The organism is Micromonospora sp. KC207 (genome assembly GCF_004348615.1).
GTDB lineage: Bacteria > Actinomycetota > Actinomycetes > Mycobacteriales > Micromonosporaceae > Micromonospora.
In genome coordinates this window covers 1-10,793 of the sequence record NZ_SMKJ01000250.1, presented here as the reverse complement: position 1 = coordinate 10,793, position 10,793 = coordinate 1, and the positions used below count along the sequence as shown (strand labels likewise).

The following is a 10,793-nucleotide window of genomic DNA, read 5'->3' as shown; positions in this document are numbered from 1 at the left end:
ACAGGCGCAGGGGTGCGGGTCGCTGCGGCGGCGAGTAGTCCCAGTCCGGCGACGCCGGCGAGGGCGGTCAGCGCGACGGCGCTGCGGCGGGTGCGGTCGCCGCCGGCCACGGGCCTCTCCTCTCGGCAGGTGGCGGGTGCCCGCATCGGCGGTGTGCCGACGCGGGCACCCGTGGGATGGTGCGATCCGGGTGGCTCAGGCGCGGGCGGCGGCGCCCCGGCGTCGGCGGCGGGCCAGCGCCAGCGCGCCGGTGGCCGCGGCCCCGACGAGGGTGCCGCCGGCGGCGAGCAGGCCGCTGGCGTCGGCTCCGGCTCCGGCTCCGGCGCCGGCCGGTGCCGCGCCGATCGGGGTGACGGTGAACGTCGCGCTGCCCGAGGAGGTGCCGTCGCCGCAGGTCGCGGTGACCGTGTAGGTGCCGAGGGTGAACCCGGCGGTGAACAGTTCCGCGCTGAGCCCGCCGCTGGCGGCGGCGGTGGTGGACCGGACGTTCTGGTCCCGGTCGGGACCGGTGACGCGGAAGATCGTGTCGCCGGACTTCGGGTTGCAGGTCGAGGTGAGCACCACCGTGCCGCCGACCGGGGTGGTGGCCGGTGACACCGTGGTGTCGGCGAGGGCGGCGGCGGGGAGCAGGAGCGTGCCGAGGCCCACGCCGAGCGCCGCCGATCCGAGAACTGACTGTGCCTTCATACGCGTCTTCCCTCACATTTCGTCCGCTGACTGCGTGGGACGTCGTTCGGGTGGCCAACTCCGTGACAAGCACCGGTGTGCCCAACACTAGGAGGGTTGGGCCTCCGATCCGGTGAAAATGAGAATTCTTCTTTGCCGTCACGTGTTCACCCGGCGCCGGCTCGTTGGCCGAGCCCGTCCGGGTGCGCCCGCGCCGGTGCCGCGCCCTGCCCGGCGGTGTGACAGCGTGTCGGGGTGAACGAGTCCGCGCCGGTCGACGTCGACGTCGCCCTGGTCGGCGGCGGAGGTGCCGCGTCCCTCGTGCTGGCCGCCCTGGACCGGCACGCAGTGCGGGGGCTGCGGGTCGCCGTGGCCGACCCGGTGCGCAAGCGCGGCCAGGACCGCACCTGGGCGTTCTGGGGCCGCCCGGGCGGGGGCCTCGACCCGGTGCTCAGCGCCAGCTGGCGGCAGGTCGAGGTGACCACGCCGACCCGCCGACGGGTCCTCGACCTCGCCCCGCTGCGGTATGCGATGCTGCGCTCCGCCCCGGTGTACGCCCGCGCCGCCGAGGCCGAACGGCGGCTCGGGGCGGTCCGGCTCGACGCCGTGGTGGGTGCCCTCGACGACGACGGCGCCCGGGTGCTGGTGCGGGGTGCGGACGGCACCGCGCTGGTCCGGGCGTCCTGGGTGTTCGACTCGCGGCCCCGGCCGCCGGCGCGACCCGGCCGGACCTCCTGGTTGCAGCACTTCCGGGGCTGGTGGGCGCAGTCCGACGCCCCGCTGTTCGACCCGCGGCGGGCGGTGCTGATGGACTTCCGCACCCCGCAGCCCGACCGGGGAGTCTCCTTCGGCTACGTCCTGCCGGTCAGCGACCGGTACGCGCTGGTCGAGTACACCGAGTTCTCCCCACGGCCGCTCACCGACGACGGGTACGACGCCGCCCTGCGCGGCTACCTCGGCCGCCTCGGCGTGGACCCGGCCGCGCTGACCGTGCGCGAGGTGGAGGACGGGGTGATCCCGATGACCGACGCGCCCTTCCCGCGCCGCCCCTCACCCCGGGTGGTGCGCCTGGGCACGGCGGGCGGCGCCACCCGACCCTCCACCGGGTTCACCTTTGCGGCGATGCTGCGCCAGGCCGACCAGGTGGCCCGCGCGCTTTCGGCCGGCCGGCCTCCGGTGCCCGCGCCCGCGTACCCCCGACGGCACCTGTGGATGGACGCGGTGGCGCTGCGGGCCCTGGACACCGGCCGGGTCGGCGGCCCGGAGTTCTTCGACCGGCTCTTCGACCGCAACCCCGCGTCGCGGGTGCTGCGCTTCCTCGACGGCGACACCAGCCTGGCCGAGGACCTGGCGGTGATGCGGTCCAGCCCGCTGCTGCCGATGACCTCCGCCGTGCTCGGCGACGCCGCCGGCCGGCTGCGTCGCCGGCTGCGCCGCACGGGGTGAACTCGATGGGTGGGCCGGCCGGCGCCGGCCCCGCCTGACAGCCGGACGGCGGTGGCCGGGATCGACCACCCAGCCAGAGCGGCCGGGTCGACGCCGCCGGATTCCCGGCCCCGCAGCGCCGGCGGCGCGCGGCGCACCGGTAGGTTGCGGGCATGGCGGACGTGGCGGCCGGCGGGGTCGTGGAGATCTGGACCGACGGGGCGTGCAGCGGCAACCCGGGCCCGGGCGGCTGGGGTGCGGTGCTGCGCTACAACACCCACGAGCGGGACCTGTGCGGGGGCGAGGCGACGCCCACGACCAACAACCGGATGGAGCTGATGGCCGCGATCCGGGCGTTGGAGAGTCTGACCCGGCCGGTCACCGTGCGGCTGCACACCGACAGCACGTACGTGCGCAACGGCATCACCAGCTGGCTGGCCGGGTGGAAGCGCAACGGGTGGGTGACCGCGGCGAAGCAGCCGGTCAAGAATGCCGACCTGTGGCAGCGGCTGGAGGCGGCCTGCGCCCGGCACCAGGTGACCTGGCTGTGGGTCAAGGGACACAATGGACACCCGGAGAACGAGCGGGCCGACGCCCTGGCCAACCGGGGCATGGCCGAGGCTCGGGCGGGGGTCGCCGCTGCCCGGTGAGTCACGATCCGTCACGGTCTGGGCTTGTGCCGGTGGGGACCGCTCGGTAACGTCTCGAATCGAGTGCGTCACCCTCAGTTGTCACGGAAGGTGTCCCGCGTGACCACGACCGCCGCTACCGATCTGCCGCTCTGGCCTCCGTCCACCCTCGACCAGGGCCCGTTCGCCCTGCTCGACGACGAGCAGCGGTGGCTGCTCGCCCGGCCCGTCACCCGGGTCCGGCTGCCCACCGGCGTGCCCGCCTGGCTGGTCACCCGGCACGCCGACGTGCGCCAACTGCTGCGTCACCCCGGTTTCAGCGCCGACCTGGAGCGTCCCGGCTTCCCGCTGCTGCGCCCCCTGCCCCCGCAGACGGACCTCGACCTGCAGGGCGGCTTCATCCGGATGGACGGCGCCGAACATTCCCGCCTGCGCCGGATGCTCACCGCCGAATTCATGATCAAGAATGTGCGGCGGATCGAGCCGCTGATCCGGCAGACCGTCGACGCGGCGCTGGACGACCTGGCCGCCGCCGGCCCACCCGCCGACCTGGTCGAGTCGTTCGCGCTGCCGGTGCCGTCCGTCGTGATCTGCCACCTGCTCGGCGTCCCCTATGCCGACCACGACTTCTTCCAGGTCCGCAGCCGCACCCTGCTCGACCGTACGGTGCCGGCGGAGCTGGTCGCCGCCCACCTGCGCGAGCTACGGGGCTACCTGCACGACCTGATCCTCGCCCGGCAGGCCGACGCCGACGGCGCGGACGACCTGATCAGCCGGCTGGTGCGCGGCCGGGTGGCCACCGGGCAGCTCGCCGTCGCCGAGCTGGTCGGCATGGCCATGCTGCTGCTCGTCGCCGGCCACGAGACCACGGCCAACATGATCAGCCTAAGCACCCTGCTCCTGCTGCGCGAGCCGGGCCGGTTCGCGGCGCTGCGCGCGGCCCCGGACCGCGCTGCCATACTGGTCGAGGAGCTGCTGCGCTACCTCAGCGTGGTGCGTACCGGGCTGCCCAGGCTGGCCCTCACCGACGCCGAGATCGGTGGCCACCTCATCCGGGCGGGGGAGGGCGCCGTCGCGGTGCTGTCGCTGGCCAACCGCGACCCAAAGGTCTTCGATAACCCGGAGGAGTTCGACCCGTACCGCGAGGCCCACCAGCACTTCGCGTTCGGCTTCGGGGTGCACCAGTGCATCGGCCAGCCACTTGCCCGCGCCGAGCTGCGCATCGCCCTGGTCGAGCTGGCCCGCCGCTTCCCGGGACTGCGCGTCACGGTGCCGCCGGAACAGCTGTCGACCCGCGACACGTCGATCGTGTTCGGCCTCAACACCCTGCCGGTTACCTGGTGACAGGGTGGGCACCTTGCGGGTGACGGTGGACCGGGACGCCTGCTGCGGGTCGGGCAACTGCGTGCTCACCGCGCCGGACGTCTTCGACCAGGACGACGCCGACGGGCTGGTGCTGCTCCTGCGGCCCGAGCCCCCGCCGGAGGCGACCGACCGGGTCCGCCGCGCCGTCGGGCTCTGCCCGGCCGCCGCCATCCACCTCACCTGAACCGTTCGCCCCCGGCTACCGGGCCGGGTGGTCTGCGCCGTCGCACCCTGCGCAGGCGACGCGAACCACCCGCCACTAGGTCAGGGCTCGCGGGAGGGGTCGGTGGCACCGGAGACGGCCTCGACGTCGTAGCCGGCGCGGCTCGTCTCCCGGGCCGGCCGGGCGTCCTCCGCGGGCAGGTCGGCGAAGTCGTCCCCGGTGTCCCCGGTCGTGTGCAGGGAATCGCCCGGCGGGCGCAGGGAGGCCTCCAGGGCCGTCACGCCGTCCGGCTCGTCGGTGCTGGCTAGGTCGAAGCGTCGCTCACTGGTCATGACGCACTCGTGCCCGCCCCGTCGGCCGGCAAACGTCCCCGGGTCAGCGGCGGCGTCCCCGGCCCGCCGCCCGACCGGCGGACCGGGGCGACCGGCAGGGACCGGCGGACCGGGGCGACCGGCAGGGACCAGCGGACCGGGGCGACCGGCCGGGACCAGTGCGTCGGCCGGACGAGCGCCGGCGCGAGCCCGGTGCGGTCATCACCCCCGGCGGCGTCGACCTGGGACTGGTGCAGGAACAGCGCGCCGCTCAGGTCCGCGCCGCGCACATCCGCGCCGCGCAGGTCGACACCGGTGAGATCGGCCAGCGTGAGGTCCGCGCCGCGCAGATCCGCCCCGAGCAGCACCGCGCCGCGCAGGTTCGCCCCGACCAGGTCGGCCCGGCGCAGGTCGGCGGCGACCAGCACCGCACCCCGGCGGTCCGCGCCGGCCCGGTCGCCGCGGGCCAGCTCGCTCGTCCGCAACAGCAGCGGGTTCACCCGCCCCCGGTGCGCGTCGACGTCCAGTGCCAGCAGCTCCCGCGCGCTGCCGCCGGTCAGCCTGCGGGTCTCGGCCAGCGCCGCCTCCAGCTCGGCGCGCAGCGGGCCCGGCCCCGTCAGCGTCACCGCCTGGGTCAGGTACCACAGCAGCTCGTGCAGCGGGCGCATCACGGCGAACGCCTCGAACATCCGGGTCGCGGTCCGTGGGGCCGTCCGCCAGTCCCGGCCGGCGAAGGTGACCTGGGCGACCTGCTGTCCCGCCCCGAAGCAGTCGAAGACGGTGCACCCGGCGAAGCCCCGGGCGCGCAGGTCCCGGTGGATGCCGCAGCCGAAGCCGTCGCCGAGGTTCGGGCACGGCTGCCCGGCGGGCTTGTCCAGGGCGAAGTCCGACGAGGCGGCGAAGGCGGGCGCCACGCAGCACAGCCCGAAGCATCGGGCGCAGTCCGCCCGCAGCTCGTCACGGGGGCCGGGCGGGGCTGTCTCGGACACGGTCGAGTCCTCCTGGGGACGCCGGGACGGCCCCGGAGACGCCCGGGGCCACCCCATTGTCCCGCCGGCCGTCCCTGGCGGGTGTAGCCGGCCCCGGGACGGGTAGCCGCAGCGCATGGAGCTGGTCGAGGAATCGCCGTACCGGTTCCGGATCGACCGGCGCGACCCGATGCGGGTGCCCGGGGTCGTCTTCGCCTCCCGGGCGCTGATCCCCGACGTCGGCGCCGACCGGTCCCTGGAGCAGGTGGCGAACGTGGCGACCCTGCCCGGCATCGTCGGCGCCTCGTACGCCATGCCCGACGTGCACTGGGGGTACGGCTTCCCGATCGGCGGCGTCGCCGCCACCGACGTGGCCGCCGCAGGGGTGGTCTCCCCGGGCGGTGTCGGCTTCGACATCTCCTGCGGGGTCCGGCTGCTCGCCGCCGACCTCGACCGGGCCGACCTGCCCAGGGTTCGCGACGCGCTGATGGACGGCCTCGACGCGGCGATCCCGCGCGGCATGGGCCGGGGCGCGGTCTGGCACCTCACCGACCGGGCCGAGCTGGACGCGGTGCTGCGCGGCGGCTCCCGGTACGCCGTCGAACGCGGCCACGGCGTGCCACGCGACCTGGACCGCTGTGAGGACACCGGCGCGGTCGACGACGCCGACCCCGGGCAGGTCAGCGACCGCGCCGTGCAGCGCGGCCGCGGGCAGGTCGGCAGTCTCGGCTCCGGCAACCACTTCCTTGAGGTGCAGGCGGTCGGCGAGGTGCACGACGAGGCGGTGGCGGCGGCGTTCGGGCTGCGCGCCGGCCAGGTCGTCGTGATGATCCACTGCGGGTCGCGCGGCCTGGGCCACCAGATCTGCACCGACCACGTCCGGGCGATGGAGCGCAGCATGCCCCGGCACGGCATCGAGGTCCCCGACCGGCAGCTCGCGTGCGCGCCGGTCGACTCGGCGCAGGGACGGGCCTACCTGGGGGCGATGGCCGCCGCCGCGAACTACGCCCGGGCCAACCGGCAACTGCTCACCGCCGCCGCCCGCCGGGTCTTCGCCCGGACCGCTGGCAGCGGACTCGACCTGGTGTACGACGTCTCGCACAACCTTGCCAAGATCGAGACACACGCGGTCGACGGCGCGGACCGGCGGCTGTGCGTGCACCGCAAGGGCGCCACCCGCGCGCTGCCGCCCGGGCACCCGGAACTGCCCGGGGACCTGCGCGCTGCCGGGCAGCCGGTGCTCGTCCCCGGCTCGATGGGCACGGCCTCGTACGTGCTCACCGGCGTCGCGGGCGCCCCGGCGTTCGCCTCCACCTGCCACGGGGCGGGCCGGGTGCGCAGCCGCAGCCAGGCCACGAAGACCGTGCGCGGGCAGGAGCTGCGCCGACAGCTGGAGGCCCGGGGTATCGCGGTGCGGGGTGCGTCGTGGCGCGGGCTGGCCGAGGAGACGCCGGAGGCGTACAAGGACGTCTCCGCCGTGGTCGACGTGGCCGAGGCGGCGGGGTTGTGCCGCCGGGTGGCCCGGCTGGTCCCGCTCGGCGTGGTCAAGGGCTGAGCGGGGGCCGCTGGCCCGTCACCCGCCCGGCCGGGTCGCCCGCTCACACGTCCAGGATCACCGCACAGGACCAGCCGTCCGGGCCCGGGCCGAAGCGCAGCCCGTGCAGCGCCACCGCCTTCGGCACCGCGCCGACCAGCTCCACCGCGTCGACGGCCACCACCCGCCAGCGCACCCGCAGGCCGCCCTCGCCGGTGCCGGTCACCCGCGCGGTGACCGGCAGCACCCCCTCGGTCTCCAGCCGGAAGATCACCTCGTCGAGGACGCCCACCAGCAGGTCCTCGTCGGTGCCCGCCGGCACGTCGAAGCCCGCCTCGGTGCCCGCGCCCGCGCCGGTGGTGTCGGCGAAGGTCTCCACCATCGCCGGCACCGCCTCGGCCAGGCAGCCCTCCCGGTCCGGCGCCCACGCCTCGATCCGCACGTCGGCGGTGTGCGCGACGCTGCGGTGCCCGCGCCCCGACCCTCGCTGCATGCCCCGATCATGCCGGGCGCGGGCCGCGCTCCGCCGGGGTTCCGGCCCCGGGGGCGCCCTTCGGGCCCGGGAACGCGTCGGCCGATGGGGACGCGCGGTGCGGCGGCGGGGCTGCTCCCCGGTAGATGGTGGTGAGCCACACGTCGAGCAGCACGTCCACCACGTCCCGTTCGGCGACGGCCGGCCCGTCGGCGGCGAAGGTGGCGTACCAGACCCGCTCGTTCATCGAGTTCAACGCGATGGCCAGCTCCCGGGCGGGCAGCCCGTCCGGGGCGGCGCCCCGTCGCCGCTCCGCCACCACCGCCACCTCGACGGCCTGCACCCAGCGCTCCAGCACCCGTGCCCACAGCCGGCGCACCTCGGCGTTCGTGCCGCGCACCTCGGCGCAGGCCAGCACCACCGCCCGGTGCGCGCCGAACGTCTCGTGGAACCGCATGATCACCTCCCGCCACCGGGCCCGGGGATCCTCGGCGAGCCGGTCCAGCACGTCCCCGGCGGCCGCGTCGGCCTCCTCGGTGACCCGGTCCAGGAGGGTGAGCAGCACCGCGTCCTTCGACGGGAAGTAGAAGTAGAAGGTGGGCCGGGAGATGCCCGCGCCCCGCGCCAGGTCGTCGACGGAAACATCGCCGAACGGCCGCTGCGCGAGCAGCCGCTCCGCGGTGGCGAGGATGGCCACCTCCCGGTCCTCGCCGACCGAGCGGCCCGACCGCCGGCCTCGCGTCGCGCTGGCGTGGGAGGGCGTACGGGCGGCGGTCACGAGCGCAGATGCTACCCGTACGGTCGATGCCTCGACACCGCGTCGATCCCGCCCGACGGGGTGTTGACCGACGTCGACGGCGCTGGATAGTGTCCGGTCCATAGCCTGCGACGGGAGACGCGCCTTGGCCTGCGACCATGTCGACGTGCTGATCGTCGGCGCCGGCCTCTCCGGCGTCGGCGCCGCCTGCCAACTGCGCCGCGCCTGCCCCGACAAGACGTACGCGGCGCTGGAGGCGCGCGGCGCGATCGGCGGCACCTGGGACCTGTTCCGCTACCCGGGCGTCCGGTCCGACTCGGACATGTTCACCCTCGGCTACTCCTTCCAGCCCTGGACGGACCCGGCGGCCATCGCCGGCGGCGAGCAGATCCGCGCCTACGTCCGCGACACCGCCCGCAAGTACGGGGTGGACCAGCACATCCGCTTCCACCACCGGGTGCTCGCCGCCGAGTGGGACAGCGCCACGGCCCGTTGGACGGTGCGCGCCCGCCGCGAGGACACTGGCGAGGACGTTGCCCTCACCTGCGGTTTCCTGTTCGCCTGCTCCGGCTACTACCGCTACGACGCCGGCTACACGCCGGACTTCCCGGGCGTCGGGTGCTACGGCGGGCGGCTGGTCCACCCGCAGCACTGGCCGGCCGACCTCGACCACACCGGCCGCCGTGTGGTGGTGATCGGCAGCGGCGCGACCGCCGTCACCCTCGTCCCGGCGCTGGCCGAGCGGGCCGCCCACGTCACCATGCTGCAACGCTCACCCACGTACGTCATCGCGCTGCCGTCGCGCGACGTGCTCGCCGACGCGGTGCGGCGCTGGCTGCCGGCGAACGCCGCGTACCCGGTGGTGCGGTGGAAGAACGTGCTGGTCGGCACGGCCAACTTCCAGCTCAGCCGGCGCGCCCCGAAGCTGGTCAAGCGGTTCCTGCGACGCGCGGCGAAGAGCCACCTCCCGGCCGGCTACGACGTCGACCGGCACTTCTCGCCCCGCTACGATCCGTGGGACCAGCGGCTCTGCGTGGTTCCCGACGGCGACCTGTTCACCGCCCTCGGCGCCGGCCGCGCCTGCGTGGTGACCGACCGGATCGACGCCTTCACCCCCACCGGCATCCGGCTCGCCTCCGGCGTCGAGCTGGCCGCCGACATCGTCGTCACCGCCACCGGGCTCAACCTGCTCGCCCTCGGCGGCATGACGCTCACCGTGGACGGCCGGAGCGTCGACCTCGCCCGGACGGTCGCCTACAAGGGCATGATGCTCTCCGACGTGCCGAATTTCGCGATGACCATCGGCTACACAAACGCCTCCTGGACGCTCAAGGCCGACCTCGTCGCCGCGTACGTCTGCCGGCTGCTGCGTCACCTGGACGCCGCCGGCCAGCAGATCGTCACCCCGCTGGCCCCCGCCCGCGGGAAGCTGGAGCCGATCATCGACCTCAAGTCCGGGTACGTGCTGCGCAGCGTGGAAGCGCTGCCCAAACAGGGCGCGTCCACGCCGTGGCGACTGCACCAGAACTACGCCCGCGACGTGCTGCTCATGCGGTACGGCCGGCTCACCGACGCCGGCGTACGGTTCTCGCGCGCGCCGCAGACGCCCACGACGGACCGGCGGGACCGGGCCCGTCCGGCCGGCACCCCCGCCGGCTGACCGGCGAGGCGGAGGGAGATCGACGTGCGCAGGTTCGACTTCGCGGCCGGTACCGCCGTGGTCACCGGGGCGGCCGGCGGCATCGGCGAGGCCCTCGCCCACGGCCTGGCCCGGCGCGGCACCGACCTGGTGCTGCTCGACCGTGACGCCGGCCGGCTCGCCGCCGTGGCCGCCGCGCTGCGGGCCGCCCACCCCGACCGGCGGGTCACCACCGCACTGGTCGACCTGGCCGACGCCGCCGCCACGGCCCGGGTGGCCGAGGAGGTCCGCCGGCTCCACCCGAGGCTGCGGCTGCTGGTCAACAACGCCGGCGTCGCACTGGGCGGGCGCTTCGACCAGGTCACCCCGGACGAGTTCGGTTGGGTGATCGACGTCAACTTCCGGGCCGTGGTGCAGCTGACCCGTGCCCTGCTGCCCGCGCTCAAGGCCGAGCCGGGCGCCCACCTGGTCAACGTGTCCAGCCTCTTCGGGCTCATCGCCCCCGCCGGGCAGACCGCGTACTCGGCCAGCAAGTTCGCCGTGCGCGGCTTCACCGAGGCGCTGCGCCACGAGCTGGTCGACGACGGGATCGGGGTGACGTGCGTGCACCCCGGCGGCATCCGTACCCGCATCGCGCGGGACGCGCGCGTCGGCAGCGGCGTGCCCGCCGACGAGTACGAGGCCGCCCGCCGCCGGTTCGAGCGGTTGCTCACCATCGACCCGGCCACCGCCGCCGAGGTCATCCTGCACGGCGTGCAGCGCCGCCGGGGCCGGGTGCTGATCGGCTGGTCGGCGAGCCTGCCCGACCTGCTGTCCCGGCTCGCCCCCGTCGGGTTCGGCCGGCTCCTCGCCCTCGCCGTGAAC

The 10,793-nt window shown here is 75.4% G+C and carries 12 protein-coding genes; 7 read left to right on the top strand and 5 right to left on the bottom strand.

The annotated features are described in order from the left end of the window. Positions 1-195: 195 nt before the first annotated feature. Positions 196-687 carry a hypothetical protein gene (locus E1258_RS25145; RefSeq protein WP_132405462.1) on the bottom strand — a complete coding sequence of 164 codons (492 nt, stop codon included), beginning with the start codon at positions 685-687 and terminating at the stop codon, positions 196-198. Positions 688-921: 234 nt separating this feature from the next. Between E1258_RS25145 and E1258_RS25140 the strand changes: the two genes are divergently transcribed. The 4 genes from E1258_RS25140 (at position 922) to E1258_RS25125 (ending at position 4,269) form a co-directional block, all read left to right on the top strand. Then, positions 922-2,112 carry a lycopene cyclase family protein gene (locus E1258_RS25140; protein WP_132405460.1) on the top strand — a complete coding sequence of 397 codons (1,191 nt, stop codon included), beginning with the start codon at positions 922-924 and terminating at the stop codon, positions 2,110-2,112. Between the two features lie 152 nt (positions 2,113-2,264). Next, a complete protein-coding gene (gene rnhA, locus E1258_RS25135; protein ID WP_132405458.1) occupies positions 2,265-2,741 on the top strand; it encodes a ribonuclease HI in 477 nt (158 codons plus the stop codon). Between the two features lie 99 nt (positions 2,742-2,840). Beyond that, on the top strand, positions 2,841-4,064 hold the full coding sequence (locus E1258_RS25130; RefSeq protein WP_132405456.1) for a cytochrome P450: 1,224 nt from the start codon (positions 2,841-2,843) through the stop codon (positions 4,062-4,064). 4 nt (positions 4,065-4,068) lie between these two features. Further along, on the top strand, positions 4,069-4,269 hold the full coding sequence (locus tag E1258_RS25125; protein ID WP_371688684.1) for a ferredoxin: 201 nt from the start codon (positions 4,069-4,071) through the stop codon (positions 4,267-4,269). Between the two features lie 80 nt (positions 4,270-4,349). On the opposite strand, the gene E1258_RS25120 is transcribed toward E1258_RS25125, so the two are convergent. Together E1258_RS25120 and E1258_RS25115 are read right to left on the bottom strand one after the other, a co-directional pair. Continuing rightward, entirely contained in the window at positions 4,350-4,580 is a 231-nt protein-coding gene (locus E1258_RS25120) for a hypothetical protein (protein WP_132405454.1), read from the bottom strand. Continuing rightward, the gene (locus E1258_RS25115; RefSeq protein ID WP_243715671.1) at positions 4,577-5,548 is read right to left on the bottom strand and encodes a pentapeptide repeat-containing protein; all 972 of its coding nucleotides are present in this window, start codon (positions 5,546-5,548) and stop codon (positions 4,577-4,579) included. Before E1258_RS25115 ends, E1258_RS25120 begins: the two co-directional genes overlap by 4 nt. Before the next feature lie 115 nt (positions 5,549-5,663). Here E1258_RS25115 and E1258_RS25110 point away from each other — a divergent pair, with 115 nt between their 5' ends. Then, complete coding sequence (locus tag E1258_RS25110) at positions 5,664-7,082, top strand: RtcB family protein (RefSeq protein ID WP_132405450.1); 1,419 nt, start codon at positions 5,664-5,666, stop codon at positions 7,080-7,082. 43 nt (positions 7,083-7,125) lie between these two features. On the opposite strand, the gene E1258_RS25105 is transcribed toward E1258_RS25110, so the two are convergent. Both E1258_RS25105 and E1258_RS25100 read right to left on the bottom strand, forming a co-directional pair. After that, positions 7,126-7,554 (bottom strand): archease, encoded by a 429-nt coding sequence (locus E1258_RS25105; protein WP_132405448.1) that lies wholly within the window; start codon positions 7,552-7,554, stop codon positions 7,126-7,128. A 7-nt stretch (positions 7,555-7,561) separates the two neighbouring features. Then, entirely contained in the window at positions 7,562-8,311 is a 750-nt protein-coding gene (locus E1258_RS25100; protein ID WP_132405446.1) for a TetR/AcrR family transcriptional regulator, read from the bottom strand. 124 nt (positions 8,312-8,435) lie between these two features. On the opposite strand from E1258_RS25100, the gene E1258_RS25095 reads away from it, so the two are divergent. Both E1258_RS25095 and E1258_RS25090 read left to right on the top strand, forming a co-directional pair. Next, positions 8,436-9,950 (top strand): NAD(P)/FAD-dependent oxidoreductase, encoded by a 1,515-nt coding sequence (locus tag E1258_RS25095; RefSeq protein WP_132405444.1) that lies wholly within the window; start codon positions 8,436-8,438, stop codon positions 9,948-9,950. A gap of 24 nt (positions 9,951-9,974) precedes the next feature. Continuing rightward, positions 9,975-10,793: SDR family oxidoreductase (locus E1258_RS25090; RefSeq protein WP_132405442.1), on the top strand; the 819-nt coding region annotated here is incomplete at its 3' end.

Bases quoted from the DNA above. Each gene is read 5' to 3' on its own strand.
- E1258_RS25110 (WP_132405450.1), top strand. From the start codon at position 5,664: ATGGAGCTGGTCGAGGAATCGCCGTACCGGTTCCGGATCGACCGGCGC.
- E1258_RS25145 (WP_132405462.1), bottom strand. From the start codon at position 687: ATGAAGGCACAGTCAGTTCTCGGATCGGCGGCGCTCGGCGTGGGCCTC.
- rnhA (WP_132405458.1), top strand. From the start codon at position 2,265: ATGGCGGACGTGGCGGCCGGCGGGGTCGTGGAGATCTGGACCGACGGG.
- E1258_RS25120 (WP_132405454.1), bottom strand. From the start codon at position 4,580: ATGACCAGTGAGCGACGCTTCGACCTAGCCAGCACCGACGAGCCGGAC.
- E1258_RS25105 (WP_132405448.1), bottom strand. From the start codon at position 7,554: ATGCAGCGAGGGTCGGGGCGCGGGCACCGCAGCGTCGCGCACACCGCC.